This is a genomic window from Geodermatophilus sp. CPCC 206100 (assembly GCF_048569675.1).
Lineage (GTDB): Bacteria > Actinomycetota > Actinomycetes > Mycobacteriales > Geodermatophilaceae > Geodermatophilus.
In genome coordinates this window covers 22341-42933 of sequence record NZ_JAQISV010000036.1, presented here as the reverse complement: position 1 = coordinate 42933, position 20593 = coordinate 22341, and the positions used below count along the sequence as shown (strand labels likewise).

The window sequence follows — 20593 nt, the reverse complement described above, 5'->3', positions numbered from 1 at the left end:
CCCTTCCCACCGGCCGGCCCCTCTTCCGCGGGAGCTCGTGCCCTGCCCCCCACGGTGGGCAGAGCACGAGCTCCCGGACACACCCTCCTGCCCCGGCGTCGCGGGGTCACGGGGCGGCGGTGGGGGAACAGCTCTGCCGCACCTGGTCGAGGAAGGCCCTCGGGTCGTCGGCGTGCAGCCGGGTGACCATGCCGAACAGCAGCCCGCACATCCAGATCACGCCCCAGATGCCGACCACCAGCAGGGGGATGCGGACGGCCGGCCACCGCTGCACCAGGACGTCGACGACCACGACCTCCGCCGCGGACACGACGATGAACGTGAGCAGCACCGGCACGCCGCGGGCGGGGGACGGCGGTCATCGGGGCCGCTCCGGGCCCATGAGCTCCTGCAGTCGCGCGACGACCGTGTCCAGATCGCGGCGGAACCGCTCTCGCGGCGGACGAAGCCCGCGGCCTCGAGGGCGTCGACCAGACCCGTGACGTTGCGCGGGGTGACCTGCAGCGCCGTGGCCAGGGGGGTGATGACCGTCGCGTTCCGGAATGGACGCCGCCGCGGGCCGCCTTGCCCCTCCCGTGGACCTGTTCTCTCCTGTGACCCTCGGCGACCTCCAGCTCGCCAACCGCGTCGTGATGGCCCCCCTGACCCGCATGCGCTCCGGCGCCTCCGGCGTCCCCGGGGACCTGGTCGTCGAGCACTACCGGCAGCGCGCCGGCGTCGGGCTGATCGTCACCGAGGGCACGTACCCCGACCACGAGGGCCAGGCGTTCGTCGGCCAGCCCGGCATCGTCACCGACGCGCAGGTCGAGGGCTGGCGCCGGGTCGCCGCGGCGGTGCACGCCCGGGGCGGCCGGATCGTCCTGCAGGTCATGCACGGTGGCCGGGTCACCCACCCCGACGTCAACGGCGGACGCCGCGTCGTCGCCCCCAGCGCCGTCGCGATCAACGGCGAGGGGCACACGGAGGAGGGCAAGCAGGCCTATCCGGTGCCGCACGCGCTGACCGTCGAGGAGGCCCGCGCGACGGTGCAGGACTTCGTCTCCGCCGCCCGCCGCGCCGTCGAGGCCGGGCTGGACGGCGTGGAGATCCACGGCGCCAACGGCTACCTGCTGCACGAGTTCCTCGCCCCGTCGTCCAACCTGCGCGCCGACGAGTACGGCGGCTCTCCGGAGAACCGCGCGCGGTTCGTCGTCCAGGTGGTCACGGCGGTGGCCGCGGCGATCGGCGCGGGCAAGGTCGGCCTGCGCATCTCCCCGGAGCACGGCATCCAGGACGCCCTGGAGCCCGACCGCGCCGACGTCCTCGCCACCTACGGCACCCTGCTCGACCAGCTGCGCCCGCTGGGCCTGGCCTACCTGTCCGTGCTGCACCGCGAGCCGGCCGGGGAGCTGGTGCAGGAGTTGCGCCGCCGCTTCGGCGGGCCGCTGATGGCCAACAGCGGCTTCGGTTCCGTCACCACCCGGAACGAGGCCGTGGCGCTCATCGAGGCGGCGCACGCCGACGCCGTCGCCGTCGGGCGGGCCGTTCTCGCCAACCCGGACCTGGTCGAGCGCTGGGCCGGCGAGCACCCGGAGAACGAGATCCGGGCGCACCTGTTCTACGCGACCGGCGCCGAGGGCTACACCGACTACCCGGCGCTCCAGGTCGGCTGACCTCCGGTTCGTGCACTCAGCGCGGTCCGGCGCCGTCCGGGATCGCGCTGAGTGCACACCGCGTTCACCCCTGATCGGGAGACCAGTCCTCCGCCTGCCAGCGGTGGAACACCTTGGCGACCGAGTCCCGCGGCGTCTGCCAGGTGTCGGGCCGGTACGGGCTCAGGTAGGGGCTGAGGTCCTCCATGATCCGGGCGAACGCCGGCCGGTGGGACTCGTGGTTGGCCCGCACGGCGGCGGCCTTCTGCGGATCCTGTTCCAGCAGGTGGACGAAGACGTCCTCCATCGAGAACAGCCAGCGACCGGTCACGCCCGTCTCGACCGGCAGGGGCCCGGAGTCGGAGTCGGCGAACACCCGCGCGATGTCCTCCTCCGCGCCCGGCTTCATCCGCTGGACGATCACGGTCAGCTGCCGGTCCGCGGGCACGTCGCCGTCCGGCACCCACGCGTAGAACTGCTTGGCGACCGAGTGCGACGGGTTCTCCCAGTAGCTCGGGTACGGCGTCACGTACGGCGCGATCTTCTCCGCGATCTGCTGGAAGGCCGGCAGGCCGCGCCGCTGGCCGGAGACGGCCGGGTCCTCCTTGCGCTCGATGACGTGGATGTAGAGGTCGTCGTGCGAGAGCAGGTAGCGCCCGATGACGCCCAGGTCCTGCGGGCGGGTGGTCTTGTCGTAGTAGGCGAAGACGGGGCCGACCTCGTCCTCACTGCCGGGCACCATGTGGCAGACGATCACGTTGCGGAACGGTCGGAAGGTCACGGTTCCTCCTCGATGGGTGGGGTCGGGTGGGCAGTGGTCGTCACCGGGGCAGGGGTTCGGACCCGGTGACGACGAAGGAGGCGTCCAGGCGCACGAGGACGTCGTCCTCGCCACCTGTGCCGGTGTCGGCCTTGGCCAGGTAGCCGCCCGAGCCGTCGGACTGCACCCGCCAGACGACGGCGCCGGGGAAGCGGGCGGTCACGGCGTCCCGCACCCGCGCGGCGGCGTCCGCCGGCAGGTCCCCGTCGCGCCAGTTCCCGGCGCGACCGTCGCGGTCGTGCTCCGGGAGGACCTCGGTGCCGGTGACGGCGAAGCCGCCGTCGAGGGACCAGGCCACGTGCGTGCCGTCGGCGGTGTGGCCGTAGGCGACGTAGCCACCGGCGGCGTCCGGCCGGACCCACCCCACGGTGGCTCCCGGGTCCCGGGCCGCGACAGCGTCCCGCACCCGCGCGGCAGCGTCCGCGGGCACGGCGTCCCCGTCCCCCGGCGAGCCGTGCCACCAGGAGCGCCAGCCCCAGCTGGTGTCGGTCGACGCCGCGGGGAGCAGGGCGGCGGTCGCCGGTGGGTCGCCGGCACGCGTCAGCCCACCGGAGACCACCGCCCCGGCCAGCACTCCCGCGCCGACGGCGACCCCGGCGGCGAGCCACCGCCGGGAGCGGCCGGACGGTCCGTCGCGCCGGCGGGCGTCCGGGTCGGATCTGTCCATCGGGGTCCTCCTCGGTCTCTGTCGGGTCGGGGTGTCACCGGCCGGGCGGGCCGTCGGTGGCGTCGGGGTCCGGGGTCCACCGGCCGTCCCACCCGCCGGCCCAGCACTGGTCCCACGGGCCGGGTCGCCACCCGCCCGGGGCGGTGGACGCGCCGACCAGGACCAGGCCGGTCAGCAGCCGGTGGCCGAGGGTGGCGCCGACGGCGGTCCACCGCCGGCCCGGCTCGGGTGGCAGTGCCTCGTCGCTGAGCGTGGACACGTCCATCGCGGGGCCTCCTCGGGTTCCCGGGCTCAGGGGGTGGGCGGGCCGTGGGGACCGCGGGGCGGGGGCGGGGTCCCGGCGATGGCGGCGAGCCGGTCCAGCTCGGCGGTGTCCAGCGGGTCGAGCGCGAGGGCGGCCGCCGCCACGTTCTCCTCCAGCTGGGCGACCGTGGTGGCCCCGGGGATGACCAGCAGGTTCGGCGACCGCGCCAGCAGCCACGCGATGGCCACCTGCGTCCGCGTGCCGCCCACCCGCTGCGCCACCGCGTCGAGCACGGCCGCCTGCTCGGGGGAGAGGTCGCGCACCGGGAAGAACGTCGTGTACGAGATGCCCTCCATCGACTGGAAGGCGGTGCCCTCCGCGGCGAGGGCGTCGATGAGGTCGTCGTCCTCGCGGTGGACCAGGTTGTAGTGCTCCTGCACGCACGCCAGCGGGGCGATCGCCCGGGCCTCGGCCACCTGCGCGGCGGTCACGTGGCTCACCCCGACGTGGCGGACCAGGCCCTCCTGCTGGAGCCGGGCCAGGGCCTCGAACGGCTCGACGATCGCGCCCGGCTGGGGCTCACCCACGCCCGGCATCCGCAGCAGGGCCACGTCCAGCACGTCGAGGCCGAGGGTGTCGAGGTCCTCGTGCACGGCCCGGCGGAGCTCGTCGGCCTGGAGGGCCGGGATCCAGCCGCCGTCCGGCGTCCGGCGGGCGCCGACCTTGGTGACGACGACGAGCTGCTCCGGATACGGGTGCAGCGCCTCGCGGACCAGCTCGTTGACGATCCGCGGGCCGTAGTGGTCGCTGGTCTCCAGGTGCTCGACGCCCAGCTCGACGGCGCGGCGCAGCACGGCCAGCGCGGCCGCCCGGTCCGCCGGCGGGCCCATGAGGCGGGGACCGGTCAGCTTCATGCACCCGAAGCCCAGGCGGGCCACCGGCCGGTCGCCGAGGGGGAACCGTCCGGACCGCTCCGCGGTGACCGGGGCGGCGACCGGGGTGGCGGTGACCGGGCCGCCGCGGGCCGGGGTGGGGGTGAACCGCAGCGGCAGCTCGAGCAGCCCGCGGAAGGCCGACGCGGCGGGCAGCCACTGGAGCTCCTCCACCGGGACGTCGAGGCGCAGGTCGGGCAGCCGCAGCAGCACCTGCCGCAGCGCCGTGGTCGCCTCCAGCCGGGCCAGCGCGGTGCCCAGGCAGTAGTGGACGCCGTGGCCGAAGGCCAGGTGCGGGGTCGGACCGCGGTCCAGGTCCAGCCGGTCGGGGTCGGCGGCGAGCTCGGGGTCGTGGTCGGCCGCGCTGAGGACGACGGTGACGATCGAGCCCTGCGGGATGGCCACGCCGCCGATCTCGAGGTCCTCGGTGGCGAACCGGAAGCTCGACACCGGCACCGACCCGTCGAAGCGCAGCAGCTCCTCGACCGCCTCGGGCAGCCGGTCGAGGTCGGCCCGCAGTGCGGCCATCTCTTCGGGGTGGGTCAGCAGCGCGACGACGGCGTTGCCGAGGAAGTCCGACGTCGTCTGGTAGCCGGCGAACAGCAGCAGGAAGCAGGTGGAGACCAGCTCGGCCTCCGACAGCCGGCCGTCCCCGTCGCGGGCGGCGATCAGCCCGCTGACCAGGTCCTCGCCCGGGTGGGCGCGCTTGGCCGCCACCAGGCCGGTGAAGTAGGCGTGCAGCCGCTCCTGCGCCTGCCCGATCGCCGCCCGGTCCTCCTGCGGGCTGCGACCGCCGGTGCCCACGGTCCGGATGACCTGGGTGCCGGCGAGGATCTCCTCGTGGTCGGCCTCGGGGATGCCGAGCAGGTCGCCGATCACCGCCAGTGGCAGCCGCAGCGCGAACTCGTCGACGAACTCGGTGGACCCGCGCGGCGAGATCCGGTCGAGCAGGCCGGCGACGATCTGCTCGACCCGGGGGCGCATGGCCTCGATCCGCTTCGGGGTGAACGCCTGGGTCACCAGGCGGCGCAGCCGGGAGTGCTCGGGCGGGTCGGAGTTGAGCATGTTCGTGTTGATCTGCCGGGCCTTCTCGCCGAACACCGCCAGGTAGGTGTCGCCGGCCCGGTACAGGTCCTTGGACAGCCGCGGGTCCGACAGCGCCTGGCGGGCGTCGGCGTAGCGGGTGACCAGGAAGGAGTCGAAGCGCGGCGTCCGCACCTTGACGACGGGGCGCTCGGCGCGCAGCCGGGCGTAGACGGGGTAGGGGTCGGCGCGGAACTCCGGCGTGTAGATCTCCTGGCCGGGGACCACGTCGTCAGGGGGCGCCGAGGGGGTGGGTGAGGCGGTCTGCGTCATGTCGGCTCCTGGGGGAGTGGGCGGTCAGGGGGCGAGGACGCCGGCGAGGTGGTCGAGCAGGGCGTCCTCGTCGAGCGGGCGGCTGCGGAACCCGACGTGACCGTCGGGGCGGACGAGGTAGGCCGCCGTCCCGGCGCCCGCCAGGCCGTAGGCGGCGGCGAAGGCGCGGCCTGTGTCGTGGACCACCGGCAGGTCGACCAGCAGGGGCACCCGGACCTCGGGCTGGGCGACCAGGTAGGCACAGACCTCGCCGCGGCTCTGCTGGCGCACGCCCACGGCCAGCTTCTCCAGGTCGAGCAGCTGCTCCTCCGAGGCGCCCGCGTCGGCGTGCAGGAGCAGCGTCGAGCGGGTGCCGCGGGTCAGGTCGAACAGCCGCAGCGGGGCGGCCACGCCGAAGCGCCGCAGGCCGTGCACGTCCGGCGCCCGGTGCCCGGGCTCCGGCCCGGCCGTGAACCCTGGCGTCTCCCCGACCAGCGGGCTGCCGGCGTAGTTCATGGTCATCTGCATCTCGAGCAGGAACTGCGCCTTCTCGTCGGCCATGTCCATCTCGTCGGTGAACGCGATGGCCACGGCGCGGTCGACGATCGCCTTGCCGGCCGGGCGGCGCTCGGCCTCGTAGCTGTCCAGCAGGCCCGGTGCGGCCTGCCCGCGGACAGCGAGGGCGAGCTTCCACCCGAGGTTCCAGGCGTCCTGGATACCGGTGTTCATGCCCTGCCCACCCGCCGGCGGGTGCAGGTGGGCGGCGTCGCCGGCGACGAACACCCGGCCCACGCGGTAGCGGTCGACGATGCCGTGCTTGATCCGGAAGATCGACGACCAGCGCAGGTTGGACGCCGTCGTCCCCGCCGGGCCCAGGTCGTCGATGGCGGCCTGGATGTCGGCCAGCGTCGGCGGCTCGTACTCCTGCCAGAACCCGGGAGGCACCACGCCGGTGCCGACCGCCTTCTGCCACCTCTCCGGGGCCAGGGTGGCGATGCGGTAGCGGTTGCGGCCCTTGAGCGGGACGCAGACCAGCATGCCGGTGAACGCGCCGTCGTCCTCGATGCGCACGAAGCGGACCAGGTGGCCGGCCGGGAGGTCCCAGTCGACGTCGACGTCGCCCAGCATGAACAGCTGCGGGAACATCGACAGGCCGCCCTCGAAGGTCAGCCCCAGCGAGGAGCGGACGGCGCTGTGGGCGCCGTCGCACCCGACGAGGTACTGCGTGCGGGCGGTCTCGACCTCGCCCGAGGCCAGTCGCAGCTGCGCGGTGACGCCGTCGTCGTCCTGGGTCAGCCCGGCCAGCTCCACCCCGCGCTCGACGGCGACGCCGAGGGCGGCCAGCCGGTCGCCCAGCAGGCGCTCGGTCTCGTACTGCGGCAGCCCGAGGTGGGCGTAGGGCAGCTCGTCGAGGCCCGCCCAGTCGACCTGGTGGGTCTGCTCCCCGTTGACGAAGACGGTCTGGCCGTACAGCCAGATCCCGGCGTCCATCGCCTCCCGGACGATGCCCTGGTCCTCCCAGATCTCCATCGTCCGGCAGTGGATGCCGATGGCCTTGTCCGCCTGGGTCGCGGCCTGCGCCCGCTTGTCGACCACCCGGACGGCGATACCGCGCCGGGCCAGCTCGATCGCGTGGGTCATGCCGGCCGGCCCGGCGCCCACTACCAGCACCTCCGTGGGGCGGCCGGTGGAGGGACCGGCGCCGACGGGACCCTGCGAGGCGGCCGCCGGGGCCGTGGCGGTCCGGTGCTCGTCGTCCGGCTTCTCCACGAACTCCAGCACGGTGGCGCTGGGGACCGGCGCCGGCTCCACCGTCGCCGGCTGCACCGGCGTCGGTACGACCGGCTTCGGCTGCACCGGCGTCGGCGCGACCGGCTCGGGGGCGGCCGTCTCCTGCGGGGCCGGTGCGGAGACCGCGGCCGTGGACCTCGAGGCCAGCGGGGTCGCGGCCGGCGGCGACGCGATCACCGTGGCGGCCGGCGCCTGCAGGGACGAGGGGGCGGCCCACGGGTCGCCACGGTGCTCGGGCGGGCGGTAGCGCAGCTCGAACACCCGCCGGTCGAAGTCGACCGACAGCCAGCGGATGAGCGCCGCGCTCTGGTCGGCGTGCGACGGGTCGTCGACCCAGTTGTTGAAGTGCCGTTCGCTCTCCCACTCGGCGAAGATGTGGTAGATCGGCGCGTCGGGCTCCTTGAGCAGCTCCTCCCGGATCAGTCCCGGGGTGCCGCGCAGCCGCTCGACGGTCCGGGCGTAGGCGCGCTCGAAGAGCTCCTCCTCGCCGGGGGCGACCGTCGTCTGGATGTCGACCCGGATGTGCAGGCCCGTGTCGCCGTGGACGGTGTGCAGCACCTCGTAGGTGCCGCGGTCGGCCTCCTCGCGCAGGTCGCCCAGCGCTGCGGTGAGCGCCTCGTGGGCATCGCTGCAGGTGAACGCGTCGACCGCGGCCTGGTCGGTCCAGTCGCTGGTGAGCAGGAACGTGCGGGGGTCGTGGGCGTCGCGGCTCAGCTCCTGCCGGAGGTTGCCCGGCACCCGCCGGATCTCCGCCGTGGCCTCGCGCCAGGCAGCCTCCAGCGCCGCCTCGCAGCCCTCGCGGGCGCGCAGCCGCAGGGTCGTCCGGACCCCCGGCTGCTCACCCGACCCGGTCGCGAGGGGGGTCATGCCGGCCTCTCCTCCGAGGCGTGCCGGCCCGGGACCGTGGCCAGCACCTCGTAGGTGTTGCGGGCGGCGTCCTCGCGCAGGTCGCGCAGCGCCGCGGTGAGCGTCTCGCGGGCACTGCTGCGGCCGAAGGCGTCGACGGCGGCGCGATCGGCCCAGTCCGCGGTGATGAGGAACGTCCGCGGGTCGTCGGCGTCGCGGAAGAGCTCCTGCTGCAGGTTGCCCGGCACACGGGCGATCTCGCTCGCCGCCTGGCGCCACGCCGCCTCGAACCGCGCCTCGCAGCCCTCCCGGGTCCGCATCCGCAGCATCGTGCGGACGCCGGGCGGCCGGCGGTCCTCCTGTCCGGCGGTGGTCATGAGCCGTCCTCCTCGAACCCGCGGTGCCGGCGCAGGACCAGGCTGCTGTTGAAGCCCCCGTAGCCGCGGGCGAGGACGACCACGGTCGACAGCTCCCGCACCCGGCTGCCCTGCACGAGGTCCACGCCGGGGGCGTCGACCGGCTGGTCGAGGAAGGCGGTCCCCGGGACGATCCCGTCGCGCATGGCCAGCAGGGCGGTGGCGACGGCGAGCGCCGAGCCGCCGGCCATCAGCCGCCCGGTCCAGGCCGACGGTGCGGTGACGGGCACCGGCGTCGACCGCCCGGAGAACGCGGCCGCGACGGCGGCGAGCTCCAGCGCGTCCAGCTCCGGCGTCCCGGCGCCGTCGGCGACGACCAGGTCCACCTCGTCCGGGGTCACGCCGGCGTCGGCGAGCGAGAGCCGGATCGCCCGCGCGTACTGGGTGGCGTCGGGGGCGGGGGCCTCGTGGTGGTGCGCGTCGTGGGTGGCGCCGTAGCCCGCGACCTCGCCCCACACCCGCGTGGCCCCGCGGGCCCGAGCGGCCGCCGGCTCCTCCACCAGCAGGATCGCGCCGCCCTCGCCGACGACGTGGCCGTTGGCCCGCCGGTCGAAGGGCAGGTACGCCTCCTCGGGCCGGGCGGCCGTCGACAGCCGGCCGCTGGTCGCCTGGCAGAGCAGGGCGTAGGGGCACATCCCCGCCTCGGTGCCGCCCACGAGGACCGCGGGGGTGCCGCGGCGGGTGACCCGGCGGGCCCAGCCGATGCTGTCCAGCCCCCCGGCGCCCTCGCTGACGACGACGCCGGAGGGGCCCTTGTAGCCGTCGCGGATGGAGATCTGGCCGGTGCTGGCGGCGTAGAACCAGGCGATCGACTGGTAGGCGCCGACCGACCGCGGCCCCTTGGCCCACAGGCCCTGGATCTCGTGCTGGCTGAACTCGTTGCCGCCGGACCCGGACGCGAGGAACACCGACGTGGCGTAGACGTCGTCGGGGGCCGTGTAGCCCGCGTCCTCGGCGGCCATGGTGGCCGCGGCCAGCGACATCCACGTCCACCGGTCGGTCTGCACCTGCAGCTGCGGCGCGACGTGCTCCTCGGGCACGAAGTCCCGCACCTGGCCGGCCAGCGAGATCCCGTACCGCGTGGGGTCGAAGCCCTCGATCGGCCGGATCGCCGGCTCGCCCCGCACCAGCGACGCCCAGTGCGCCTCCGCGCCCACGCCGGTCGGGGCGACGACGCCCAGGCCGGTGACCAGCAGGCCGGTCACGCCGTCCTCCGGGTGTGGCTGGCCAGCACGATGGCGGACTGGAAGCCGCCGAACCCGCTGCCGACCGAGATCGCGACGTCGACCTTCTGCTCGCGGCCGACCCCGGGGACGTAGTCGAGGTCGCACTCGGGGTCGGGGACCTCGTAGTTCGCGGTGGGGGGCAGCACGCCGCGCTGCACGGCCAGCGCCGTCGCGGCGATCTCGATGGAGCCGATCGCGCCGAGCGAGTGGCCGACCATCGACTTGATCGAGCTCATCGCCACCCGTTCGGCCGCCGAACCGAGGCTCCGGTGCACCGCGGCGGTCTCGTGCCGGTCGTTCTGCTTGGTCCCGGAGCCGTGCGCGTTGACGTAGCCGACCTCGCCGGGGTCGATGCGGCCCTGGTCGAGCGCCGCCCGGATCGCCTCGGCCATCTCGGTGCCGTCGGGCTTGAGCCCGGTCATGTGGAAGGCGTTGCACCGGTTGGCGTAGCCGGTGACCTCGCAGTACACCGTCGCCCCGCGGCGTCGGGCGTGCTCGAGCTCCTCGAGGACCAGCACCGCCGCCCCCTCGCCCATGACGAAGCCGTCCCGGCGGGCGTCGAAGGGCTTGGCGGCGTGCTCGGGATCCGCGTTGTTGCCCGTCGTCGCCCGGATCGTGTCGAAGCAGGCCATCGAGATGGGGGAGATCGGGGCGTCGCTGGCCCCGGCGAGGACGACGTCGGCGTCGCCGTCCTCGACGAGCTGGCTCCCGTAGCCGACCGCGTCGATGCCCGAGGTGCAGCCCGTGGAGACCACCGTGGCCGGACCGTGGGCGCCGAAGCGCACCGCCAGCTCGGTCGCGCCGCAGCTGGGCACGAGGGCGTGGTGGAGGAAGCCCGAGGCGTAGCGGGGGTCGACCAGCCAGTGGGTGCCGGCGTCGCTGACCGCCACGTACTCCTGCTCGAGCCGCATGGTGGCACCGACCGCGCTGCCGAGCGTGATCCCCACCCGGTCCGGGTCGGGGGCGTCGTCGGCGCCGCCGGTGCCGAACGTGAGCCCGCTGTCGGCGACCGCCTCGTCCGCGGCGACGAGGGCCATCTGCACGAAGCGGTCGTTGCGGTGCACCTCCTGCGCGGTGAGCCCGAGCCGCCGCCCGTCGAAGTCGACCTCCGCGGCCACCTGCGACCGGAACCGGCTGGGGTCGAAGAAGGTGATCCGCCGGGTCGCCGTCCGGCCGGCGGTGATCATGTCCCAGAAGCCCTCCCGGCCCATCGACCCGGGAGCGACCACCCCGATCCCGGTGACGACGACCCGGCGCCGGCCCGCGCTCACTGCGCTCATCGGGCGGGGGACTCGGTGTCGACGTGCCCCAGCTCCGGCCGCGGCGCCAGCGGGCCGCAGAGGAAGACGAAGGTCGCCGTCGCCGGGGAGTCGTTGAGGATGCGGTGCCGCACGCCGATCGGGATGTGGACGGCCGACTCGGCGGTCAGCCGCCGCTCCTCGCCGTCCAGCGTGAGCAGGACGTCGCCGCTCTGGCAGTAGAGGAACTCCTCGGAGTAGGGGTGCCAGTGCTCGGTCACCACCTCCCCCGGCTCCAGGGTGAGGGTGCCCATGAAGCCGGCGGTGGACCCGACGCTGGCGGGGGAGAGCAGCACCCGGATGTCACCGCCCCGCCGGCGGTTGGGCGGGGTGTCCGACCGGTGCACCGTGGGCCCGCAGCGCACGGCCGTCGGGGCGTGCTGGATGGTGGTCATGTCTCTCCTCCGGTCGGGACCGGGCCCACGAGGGCGGGCTCCGGCGGGTCGGTCGGGACGGGCGTCCCCGGTGCGGAGGCGAGGTGCACGGGGAGGTCGGGGTGGACCTGGCGGACCAGCGGGCCGAGGTGGGGGACGGCGCCCACCTCGACGACGGAGGTCGCGCCGGCCTCGACCAGCGCACGGGACGTCGCCTCCCACTGCACCGTCGAGGTCAGGTGGGCACGCAGGCACCGCGCCAGCTGCTCGGGGTCGCGCGTCGGCCGGCCGTCCGCGTTGGGGACGACGGGCACGTCGGGGACCGACCAGTCGAGGGCCGCCAGCGCCGGGGCGAGGTGCCGGTCGGCCGCCTGCACGAGCGGGCTGTGGCAGGCCGGGCGCCCGGGGAGCCGGACCATCTCCAGCCCGGCGGCCAGCACGGCCTCCCGTGCCCGGGCCAGCTCGTCGCACCCGCCGGAGAGCAGGACCTGGAAGGGGCCGTCGACCGCGGCGACGGCCAGGGACCCGGAGCGGCCCACGTCGGCGACGACCGCGCGGGCGACCTCGCCGGCGGCCGGTCCCACGACGGCGGCCATGCCCGCGCAGGACGGGCGCACCGACAACGCCAGCAGCTCCGCGCGCTCGTGGACCAGTTCCACGACCTGGTCCAGGGCCAGGGCGCCCGCGGCGACCAGGGCGGCGTACTCACCGATCCCGTGGCCGGCGACGACCACCGGCCGGAGGCCGCGGGCGGCCAGGCTGCGGTAGCCGGCGACGCCGGTGACCAGGACCTCGACGTGGGCCGCCACCGGGTCGCTGAGGTTGAGCGGGTCCCGCCACCACTCGGCGACGTCCCGGCCGACCACCGCGGAGGCCTCGGCCACCACCGCCCGCGCCGGCCCGTCGGGGAGCCAGGCGTCGAGCGCTCCGGCGCGGGCCCCGCTCTCCCCGGGGAGGACGACGGCGACCGCCCCGGGGAGACCGCCGGTCATGGCGCCGGCTCCGGAGCCCGGCCGGCGGCTGCCTCCACCTTGTCGCGGATGACCGCCATCTGGACCTTGCTGTTGGCGTCGATCCGGCGGGTCATGGCCTCGGTGTCGATGGGGGCCTCCGGCCGCATGCGGAAGTCCTGGACCCACCGCATCCGGGTGCCGCGGCCCTCGGGTGCGTACGTCCACCGGATGTCCATGAACTCGAACGGCCCGGGCTCGACCCGCCGGGCCCGCACCTCGCGGGCCGCCACGTCGAGGGTCCGCTCGGACACCCAGCTCCAGACCCGCCCGGTCTCGTCCGGGTGCATCTTGAGCCGGAAGCGGAACCACGTCTCGGTCTCCGCGAGGATCTCGACCTCGCTGTACTCGGTGAACAGGTCCGGCCACGACGGCAGGTCGTTGGTCATCCGCCAGACGTGGTCGATGTCCGCGTCGATGTAGACCGAGTTGTCGGTGTGCCCGGCCGTACTGGTGCGGGGCTCGACGATGCTGCTCACGGGATACCTCCTGAGGTGTAGGCAGATGGGCGAGTGTTCGTGCGGCCCCCCTGCAGGGACCCGCCGCGAGCTCGCGAGCGGTGGGGGGCAGGGGGGTCCTCTTTCAGGCCATCCCCGCCGGTCGTTGCACCGCGCCGTTGACCGTGTCGACGATCTCGCCGAGCGTGTAGCGGCCGGGGCTGTCGTCGGGCATCTCGACCCCGTAGCGGTCCTGGAGCTCGGTCTGCATGGACAGGAAGGCCAGCGAGTCCAGGCCGATGTCCTCGAACCGTGCGTCCGGGTCCGTGGTGTGCGCCGTGCCGGGGAGGCCCGCCTTGGCGGTCAGCAGGGCCATGAGGTCGTCCAGGGTGAAGGTCGTGCCGGGCATGGCGTCGGTCCTCTCAGGGGGTGGAGGGAGCCGGCCGGGCGTCGCCGGCCGGGGTCTGGACGAGCTGGAGGGACGGGCGGTGGGGGGCGGGGATGCCCGGGACGGGGTCCTCCGCGAGGGACGCCGCGCGGGCCAGCAGCTCGGGCAGGCGCCGGTCGACGAACTGGACGTCGTGGCGGTCGGCGCACACGTCGGGGTCGCGGAGCAGCGCCCGGTGCAGGGCGATGGTGGTGCGCACGCCGGGGCCCTCGACCCGCGTCTCGGCCAGCGCCCGGTCCATGCGGCGGATCGCCTGCTCCCGGTCGGGGGCCCAGACGACGAGCTTGCCGAGCAGCGAGTCGTAGTCCGGGCTCACCACGTCGCCCTGCCGGTAGCCGGTGTCGAACCGGGTCCACGGTCCGTCGGGGACCCGCAGGACGTCGAGCCGGCCGGGCGCGGGGGCGAAGCCCCGGGTGGGGTCCTCGGCGTTGATCCGGCACTCGATCGCCGCACCCCGCGGGACGACGTCCTCCTGGCGCAGCTGCAGCCGCCGGCCCGAGGCGACGAGGAGCTGTTCCCGGACGAGGTCGACGCCGGTCAGCAGCTCGGTGACCGGGTGCTCGACCTGGATCCGGGCGTTCATCTCCATGAAGTACGCGGCTCCGGAGCCGTCGACGAGGAACTCCATCGTCCCGGCGCCGGTGTACCCGACCGAGAGCGCGCCGCGGACCGCCAGCCGGCCGATGTCGGCCCGCTGCTGGGGGCTGAGGTGCCCGGCCGGGCCCTCTTCCAGCAGCTTCTGGTGCCGCCGCTGCAGGGAGCAGTCGCGCTCGCCGAGGTACAGGCCGTTCCCGTGCGTGTCGCAGAGGACCTGCACCTCGACGTGCCGGGCACCGGGCAGGTAGCGCTCGACGTAGACCGACGGGTCGCCGAACACCGCACGGGCGGTCGCGCGGGTGCTGGTGTACGCGGCGGCGAGGTCGGCCGCGTCGTGCACGACCGTCATGCCGCGGCCGCCGCCGCCCGCCGCCGCCTTGATGATCACGGGGTAGCCGATCCGCGCGGCGACCTCCCGGGCCTCGTCCGCGGTGCGGACCGGCTCGACGACGCCCGGCAGCAGCGGCAGGCCGGCGTCGGCCATCAGCCGGCGCGCCGTCGCCTTGTTGCCCATCTGCTGCATCACCGCCGGCGGCGGGCCGACGAAGGTCAGCCCCTCGGCGGCGCAGATCTCGGCGAAGTCGGGGTCCTCGGAGAGGAAGCCGTAGCCGGGGTGGATGGCGTCGGCGCCGGTGCGCAGCGCCGCCTCCACGATGCTCGGCACGTAGAGGTAGCTGCGCCGGGGGGCCGGCGGCCCGATGTGCACGGACTCGTCGGCCAGGTCGACGACGGCGGACCCGCGGTCGGCGGTCGAGTACACGGCCACGACCTCGATGCCCAGCTCCCGGCAGGCCCGGGCGACCCGGACGGCGATCTCGCCCCGGTTGGCGATGAGCAGCCGGCTGATCATGCCCGCCCCCCGGTCGCCGACCCCGCCGGCCGCAGGTGCATGAGGATCTGGTCGTACTCGACCGACTCGGCGTCCCCGACCAGGATCTCGGCGACCACGCCGGCCTCGTCCGCGACGATCGGGTTCATCAGCTTCATCGCCTCGACGATGCCGAGGGTCTGGCCCTGCTCGACCTCGTCACCGACCCCCACGAACGGCGCGGCCCCGGGGGACGGCGCCGCGTAGAACGTGCCGACGAGGGGTGCCCGGACGGCGGTGGTCCCCTCCGGCAGCTGCGCCGGGTCCGCGGGTCCGGCGGGGACCGGGTCCGCCGGACCGGGGACGCCCGGGCGGTCCCGGTCGGAGGGGCCGGCCGGAGCCGCGCCGGGCAGGGTCTCCGTGGCCCACTCGACCTCGACCGCGCGGTCCCCGTTGCGCACGACGAGCCGGCGGAGCCCTCCGGGGAGGGCGTGGGCGAGGGCCACGACCTCGTCGCGCAGGTCGGTGGTCGCCTCGCCCGGCACCGCGACGGGCGAGATGGGGGCGCGTTCGCCGGGAGCCATGGTCACTCCCCGACCGACAGCACGGACAGCAGTGCGCGGCCGTCGTCCCCACCGATGCGCGACAGCCTCCGGGACCGGGCCTCGAGCAGGGCGTCCGGGTCCAGCCGGCAGACGTCCTCGAGCTCACGGACCAGGGCCTCCCGGAGGAGGTCGGCCGCCGCGGCCGGGTCGGTGTGCGCGCCCCCTGGTGGCTCCGGGACCACGGCGCTCGCGATCCCCGTGGCCCGCAGGTGGGCCGCGCCCAGCCGCATCGCGCGGGCGGCGGTCGGCGCGGCCACCGCGGTCCGCCACAGGATGGCGGCGCACCCCTCGGGGCTGATCACCGACAGGTAGGCGTTCTGGAGGACGAGGAGGCGGTCGGAGGTGCACAGCGCGAGCGCGCCGCCACTGCCGCCCTCGCCGGTGACCACGGCGACGACCGGGACCCGCAGGCGGCTGCTGCGCATGATGATCTCGGCGATCGCGTGGGACTGGCCGCGCTCCTCGGCCTCGGGGCCGGGGTGGGCACCGGGGGTGTCGACGAGCGTGACCACCGGCAGGCCGAGGGCCTCGGCGTGGTCGAGCAGCCGCAGCGCCTTCCGGTAGCCCTCCGGGTGCGGCATGCCGAAGTTGCGGGCCACCCGCTCCCGGACCGAGTGCCCCTTCTCGTGGCCGATGACGACGACCGTCCGGCCGGCGAGGGAGGCGACCCCGCCGACGACGGCGGGGTCGTCGGCGAAGGCGCGGTCACCGTGCAGCTCGACGAAGTCGTCGAACGCCGTGTGCAGGTAGTCCAGGGTGGTGGGGCGCTCGACGACCCGCGCCCGCTGGACGACGTCCCAGGGGTCGACGTCCTCGGCGTCCTCGGCTCCCGGGGGGCCGGCGGGCCGACCGTCGCCGGCGGCCGGCGGACCGGGGCGCCGGGTGTGCAGCCCGAGGAGGCGGATCAGCAGGGGACGCAGCTCCGCGCGGCTCTCCACCCGGTCGACCAGGCCGTGGGCCAGCAGGAACTCGGTCGTCTGGAAGTCGCTGGGCAGTTCGGCCCGGATCGTCTCCTGGACCACGCGCGGCCCGGCGAAGCCGACGTGCGCGCCCCGCTCCCCGACCAGGACCGAGGCCAGGGTGGCGAAGGAGGCCGACACCCCGCCGTAGGTGGGGTCGGCGAGGACGCACACCGAGAACAGCCCGGCCTCCCGGTGCCGGCCGAGGGCCTGGCTGACGCGGGCCATTTGGAACAGCGAGAACACGCCCTCCTGCATGCGTGCCCCGCCGCTCGCGGTGGTGAGGACCAGGGGCAGGCCGTGCTCGAGGGCCAGTCCGGCCGCCCGGCTCACCCGCCGCCCGACCTCCACGCCCATGCTCCCGCCGAGGAAGCCGAAGTCCATGACGGCGACCACGACCTCGGTCCCGCCGATGCGGGCGGTCCCGACGACGACGGCCTCCGACTCGCCGGACCGCCGCGCGGCCTCGGCCAGCCGGTCGGGGTAGTCCCGCAGGTCCGTGAACGACAGGGGGTCGCTCCCGCCCGGGGCGAAGCTGGTCGCGGTGAAGCTCCCCGGGTCCACGAGCAGGTCGATGCGGGCTCGTGCGCCCAGCCGGAGGTGGTGGTCGCACTCCGGGCAGACGTGCAGGTTGCGGTCCAGCCGCTTCCGGTAGAGCAGCCACCCGCAGCCGGGGCAGCACACCCAGCCGGCCTGGCCGGGAGCCGAGGCGGCCGAGGCCGGAGTCGGTGCCGAGCGTGTCATGTCCGACCTCTCGCGGCGCGTGCGTCCGGCCTCACTCGGCGTCCGCCGACCAGTGGTAGAAGCGGCGGGCCATCGCGTCCTGCGGGGACCGCCAGTTCGGGTCGTAGGCCTCGATGTAGGGCCGGAGGTCCTCGCTGACCGCGCGGAAGGCCGGCAGCGACTGGGCGATCCGCATCGCCTCCGGCGCCGGCCGGTCGAAGTCGATGAGGTGCACGTAGAGGCCGTGGAACTGGTACAGCGACCGGTGCCGCACGCCGATCTCGTGCGGCATGGGCGTCGCGTCGTACCGGCCGAAGACCGTGGCGACGTCGTCCGCCGCGGTCGGCGCCATCTTGGCGATGATCATGGTCTGGTGCACGGGGAGACCTCCAGCGTCGCCACGGTCCCGGCAGGGGCGGGAGGGGGTGCGCCGACGCTAGGTCCGCGGGCACCGGGGCCGGCATCGGCCGGACGTCGGGTTCTGGGACCCACCTGAAGGGTGGGGGTGCGGGCGGGATCGGCCTCGGGGAGGGGCCGAACGTGGTCCCCGGGACCCGGACGGGCACCCCGGGGACGAGGGGGAGGTGGCGTGTCGGAGGGGGCAAGCCCCCCCATCTGGACGATGCGGGCCTACGACCTGGGTCTGAACACGCCGACGTGCGGTGAGGGCCGTGCGCGACTCTGTGGCGGTCGGCCCGACGCGGGTCCTACCTTCCGGAACCGGACCTGGCGGCGTCGCCCGAGTGCGGCCGACCGGAGCGGAGCTGACGCGTATGGGCGGTGGCGGCCTCGGCCCAGCGGTGAGCAGCGACGGCGAGCCGCGGCACGTGCTGATCTGCGACGACCACGAGGTCCTGCGCCACGGGCTGCGCGCGGTCTTCCGGCAGGCTCCCGACCTGACCGTCGTGGCCGAGGCCGCCGACGCCGACGAGGCGCTGTCGCTGGCCGCCCGCCTCCGGCCCGACGTCACCCTGGTCGGCCTGGGGACGCAGGGGGCGACCGTCCAGCGCCTCGTCCGCACGCTGACCGGGATGGGCCTGCCCGTCGTGCTGCTCAGCGGGACCGACGACGCCGACGACCTCGTGGAGGCACTCTCGGCGGGAGCGCGCGGCTGCGTGCACACCACCGTGAGCCCGACCCGCCTGGTGGAGGGCGTGCGCGCGGTGGCCCGGGGCGAGACCGTCCTCGACGCCTGCGTCGCCGGCGAGCTGCTGCACCGCCTCGACGGCGTCCGGCAGGCCGGTGAGGGCTCCGACCGGTCCTGCTCGGGCCAGCTGACCGCGCGCCAGCTGAGGGTGGCCGATCTCGTCGCCGAGGGCCTGAGCAACGCGGAGATCGCCGCCCGCCTGCGGGTGAGCCGGGCGACCGTGAAGGGGCACATCACGGTGGCCCTGCGCCGGCTGGGTCTGCGGGACCGCACCCAGCTGGCCATCCACGTGCACCGGACCGGCCGGCCCACGGACCGTGGGGAGGGCCGGTCCCCGGGCGGCTGATCCGTTCGGCCGTGGTCAGCAGGGCAGCGGTCGCCCTATCGTTCCTGTGAGGACGCTGGCAACTCGGTGTGCGGGCTGAGGGCGTCCTGCGACAGCACTGCATCCAGGGGGTGACTCCAGCCGGAAGACCGGTCGGATCGTCGGGGGCCCGGGGCCGGGCCGGACGCAGGGGGGACGCATGACGCACGCAGAGGATGGCGGGTCCGGATCCACGAACACCGGCCCGCACCGCCCGGAGGAGCGGGCCGGGGGCGCGCCGGGGAGGGACGGGTCGGAACCGCCGGCCTCCCGGCAGGGGACACCGGTCCGGCCGTGGGCCGTCCGGAGACCCACGGCCCTGGTGCGGGTCCTCCTGTGCGAGGACGAGGAGGTCTTCCGGCTGGGACTGCGGGTCGTCCTCGAGGCGGAGCCGGACATGGCGGTGGTCGCGGAGACCAGTCACCTGCCCGAGGCGCTCGAGCTCGCCGACGAGCTGGCCACGCAGGTGGTCGTCGTCCGGCAGGGCCTGGTGGGCGGCGCCACCCTGCCGGTGCTGCGCGCCCTCTGCCGGCGCGACACCGCGGTGCTGGTGCTCGCGGAGCCGGGCGCGGACGTCGGCGACCACCTGGTCGAGATCCTGCAGGCCGGCGTCCGCGGCTACCTGCCCCGACGGGCGGCCGCGCAACGGCTCGTCGACGGCGTCCGCGCGCTGGCGCGGCACGAGGCCGCACTGGACACCACCGCCACCAGCCACCTGGTGCGGTACCTGACCGATCCCGAGGCGCTCCCCTCCACTGAGCAGCACCCCCTCGACCGGCTCACCGAGCGGCAGCGCGAGGTCGCCGAGCTGGTGGCCCAGGGGCTGAGCAACGAGGAGATCGCCTGCCGGCTCTTCCTCAGCCTGTCCACCGTGAAGACCCACCTGACGGCCTCGATGCGCCGCCTGGACGTCCGCACCCGCACCCAGCTGGCGATCCTCGTCAACCGCGACCACTCACCGGCGGCCTGAGGGGGACCGCTCAGCCGGTGGTGCCCTGGGCGGTGATCGACAGCGGCTCCCACTCGCGCCAGGTGGCCAGCCGCGACTCGTAGTCCCGGGTCGCGATCGCCAGCGGTCCGTGGCCGAAGAAGACCCGCAGCGGCGGCTCCTCGGCGTCGACGACCGCGAGCACGGCCTCGCGGGTGGCGAGCGGGTCGCCGGGGTTGCCGGCGCGGGCCTTGCGCTGCTCGGCGGCCTTCTCGCGGAACGCGTCGTACGCCGGGTTCGGGGTGGCGTGCTGCGCAGAGGCGCCGCCCCAGTCGGTGGAGTAGGCACCGGGCTCGATGATCGTGACCTTGATGCCGAAGTCGGCGACCTCCGCGGCCAGCGACTGGCTGAACGCCTCGAGCGCCCACTTGGAGGCGTTGTAGATGCCGATGTTCGGGAACGCGCTGATCCCGCCGATGCTGCTGACCTGCAGGACGTGGCCCGACCCCTGCGCCCGCAGGAACGGCAGCGCCGCCTGGGTGACGAACAGCGCGCCGAACACGTTGGTGTCGAACTGGGCGCGCGCCTCGGCCTCCGAGACCTCCTCGACCATCCCGAACTGGCCGTAGCCGGCGTTGTTGACGACGACGTCCAGCGCGCCGAACCGGTCGTGCGCCCGCTGGACGGCCGCGACGACGGCGTCCCGGTCGGTGACGTCGAGCTGAAGCGGCAGGACCTTGTCGCCGAACCGGGCGACGAGGTCGTCGAGCGTCCTCGGGTCGCGGGCGGTGGCGGCGACGGTGTCCCCGCGCTCCAGGGCGGCGATGGTCCACTCGCGGCCGAAGCCGCGGGACGCGCCGGTGATGAACCAGGTCTTCGGCATGTCCGCGACAAGTGCCCCGGGCGCCGGTCTGTTCCGCTCCTCCGCGCGATCGACCTGATCGGACGGCCGTCGGTGTGGTGTCCTCGTGGGGGAGCGCGGCCCTG

The 20593-nt window shown here is 75.2% G+C and carries 21 protein-coding genes; 3 read left to right on the top strand and 18 right to left on the bottom strand.

All coding sequences use genetic code 11. The annotated features are described in order from the left end of the window. Window positions 1–106: 106 nt before the first annotated feature. Window positions 107–337 carry a hypothetical protein gene (locus tag PGN05_RS16890; RefSeq protein ID WP_419753724.1) on the bottom strand — a complete coding sequence of 77 codons (231 nt, stop codon included), beginning with the start codon at window positions 335–337 and terminating at the stop codon, window positions 107–109. Between the two features lie 238 nt (window positions 338–575). Between PGN05_RS16890 and PGN05_RS16885 the strand changes: the two genes are divergently transcribed. Continuing rightward, window positions 576–1652, top strand: a complete 1077-nt coding sequence (locus PGN05_RS16885; protein WP_419753723.1) for an alkene reductase — start codon at window positions 576–578, stop codon at window positions 1650–1652. A gap of 64 nt (window positions 1653–1716) precedes the next feature. Here PGN05_RS16885 and PGN05_RS16880 read toward each other — a convergent pair whose 3' ends face one another. The 16 genes from PGN05_RS16880 to PGN05_RS16805 all read right to left on the bottom strand — a co-directional run bounded on the left by PGN05_RS16880 (window position 1717) and on the right by PGN05_RS16805 (window position 17546). After that, window positions 1717–2412, bottom strand: a complete 696-nt coding sequence (locus PGN05_RS16880) for a TcmI family type II polyketide cyclase (protein WP_419753722.1) — start codon at window positions 2410–2412, stop codon at window positions 1717–1719. A gap of 40 nt (window positions 2413–2452) precedes the next feature. Beyond that, window positions 2453–3118: a hypothetical protein gene (locus tag PGN05_RS16875; protein ID WP_419753721.1), complete on the bottom strand. Its 666-nt coding sequence runs from the start codon at window positions 3116–3118 to the stop codon at window positions 2453–2455. Window positions 3119–3152: 34 nt separating this feature from the next. Continuing rightward, window positions 3153–3383: a hypothetical protein gene (locus PGN05_RS16870; RefSeq protein WP_419753720.1), complete on the bottom strand. Its 231-nt coding sequence runs from the start codon at window positions 3381–3383 to the stop codon at window positions 3153–3155. Between the two features lie 26 nt (window positions 3384–3409). Continuing rightward, entirely contained in the window at window positions 3410–5650 is a 2241-nt protein-coding gene (locus PGN05_RS16865) for an oxidoreductase (protein WP_419753719.1), read from the bottom strand. Window positions 5651–5674: 24 nt separating this feature from the next. Next, window positions 5675–8287 (bottom strand): FAD-dependent monooxygenase, encoded by a 2613-nt coding sequence (locus PGN05_RS16860; protein ID WP_419753718.1) that lies wholly within the window; start codon window positions 8285–8287, stop codon window positions 5675–5677. Continuing rightward, a complete protein-coding gene (locus PGN05_RS16855) occupies window positions 8284–8643 on the bottom strand; it encodes an antibiotic biosynthesis monooxygenase family protein (RefSeq protein ID WP_419753717.1) in 360 nt (119 codons plus the stop codon). The genes PGN05_RS16860 and PGN05_RS16855 overlap by 4 nt, the downstream gene beginning before the upstream one ends. Then, window positions 8640–9887, bottom strand: a complete 1248-nt coding sequence (locus tag PGN05_RS16850; RefSeq protein WP_419753716.1) for a beta-ketoacyl synthase N-terminal-like domain-containing protein — start codon at window positions 9885–9887, stop codon at window positions 8640–8642. The genes PGN05_RS16855 and PGN05_RS16850 overlap by 4 nt, the downstream gene beginning before the upstream one ends. After that, window positions 9884–11188 (bottom strand): beta-ketoacyl-[acyl-carrier-protein] synthase family protein, encoded by a 1305-nt coding sequence (locus PGN05_RS16845; protein WP_419753715.1) that lies wholly within the window; start codon window positions 11186–11188, stop codon window positions 9884–9886. Before PGN05_RS16845 ends, PGN05_RS16850 begins: the two co-directional genes overlap by 4 nt. Continuing rightward, window positions 11185–11601 (bottom strand): cupin domain-containing protein, encoded by a 417-nt coding sequence (locus tag PGN05_RS16840; protein WP_419753714.1) that lies wholly within the window; start codon window positions 11599–11601, stop codon window positions 11185–11187. The genes PGN05_RS16845 and PGN05_RS16840 overlap by 4 nt, the downstream gene beginning before the upstream one ends. After that, a complete protein-coding gene (locus PGN05_RS16835; RefSeq protein WP_419753713.1) occupies window positions 11598–12572 on the bottom strand; it encodes an ACP S-malonyltransferase in 975 nt (324 codons plus the stop codon). The genes PGN05_RS16840 and PGN05_RS16835 overlap by 4 nt, the downstream gene beginning before the upstream one ends. Next, window positions 12569–13069, bottom strand: coding sequence for an SRPBCC family protein (locus PGN05_RS16830; RefSeq protein ID WP_419753712.1), 501 nt, complete (start codon window positions 13067–13069; stop codon window positions 12569–12571). The genes PGN05_RS16835 and PGN05_RS16830 overlap by 4 nt, the downstream gene beginning before the upstream one ends. Before the next feature lie 103 nt (window positions 13070–13172). Beyond that, window positions 13173–13436 carry an acyl carrier protein gene (locus tag PGN05_RS16825; protein ID WP_419753711.1) on the bottom strand — a complete coding sequence of 88 codons (264 nt, stop codon included), beginning with the start codon at window positions 13434–13436 and terminating at the stop codon, window positions 13173–13175. A gap of 13 nt (window positions 13437–13449) precedes the next feature. After that, window positions 13450–14922, bottom strand: a complete 1473-nt coding sequence (locus tag PGN05_RS16820; RefSeq protein WP_419753710.1) for an acetyl-CoA carboxylase biotin carboxylase subunit — start codon at window positions 14920–14922, stop codon at window positions 13450–13452. After that, window positions 14919–15464 (bottom strand): acetyl-CoA carboxylase biotin carboxyl carrier protein, encoded by a 546-nt coding sequence (gene accB / locus PGN05_RS16815; RefSeq protein ID WP_419753709.1) that lies wholly within the window; start codon window positions 15462–15464, stop codon window positions 14919–14921. The genes PGN05_RS16820 and accB overlap by 4 nt, the downstream gene beginning before the upstream one ends. 2 nt (window positions 15465–15466) lie before the next feature. Next, window positions 15467–17188: an acetyl-CoA carboxylase carboxyltransferase subunit alpha gene (locus tag PGN05_RS16810; RefSeq protein WP_419753708.1), complete on the bottom strand. Its 1722-nt coding sequence runs from the start codon at window positions 17186–17188 to the stop codon at window positions 15467–15469. 31 nt (window positions 17189–17219) lie between these two features. Then, the gene (locus PGN05_RS16805) at window positions 17220–17546 is read right to left on the bottom strand and encodes a TcmI family type II polyketide cyclase (protein ID WP_419753707.1); all 327 of its coding nucleotides are present in this window, start codon (window positions 17544–17546) and stop codon (window positions 17220–17222) included. A gap of 421 nt (window positions 17547–17967) precedes the next feature. Here PGN05_RS16805 and PGN05_RS16800 point away from each other — a divergent pair, with 421 nt between their 5' ends. Both PGN05_RS16800 and PGN05_RS16795 read left to right on the top strand, forming a co-directional pair. Continuing rightward, window positions 17968–18660, top strand: coding sequence for a response regulator (locus tag PGN05_RS16800; protein WP_419753706.1), 693 nt, complete (start codon window positions 17968–17970; stop codon window positions 18658–18660). 340 nt (window positions 18661–19000) lie between these two features. Further along, on the top strand, window positions 19001–19648 hold the full coding sequence (locus tag PGN05_RS16795) for a LuxR C-terminal-related transcriptional regulator (RefSeq protein ID WP_419753705.1): 648 nt from the start codon (window positions 19001–19003) through the stop codon (window positions 19646–19648). 10 nt (window positions 19649–19658) lie between these two features. Here the strand turns inward: PGN05_RS16795 and PGN05_RS16790 are convergent, their stop codons facing one another. Further along, a complete protein-coding gene (locus PGN05_RS16790) occupies window positions 19659–20489 on the bottom strand; it encodes an SDR family oxidoreductase (RefSeq protein ID WP_419753704.1) in 831 nt (276 codons plus the stop codon). Window positions 20490–20593: the final 104 nt, after the last annotated feature.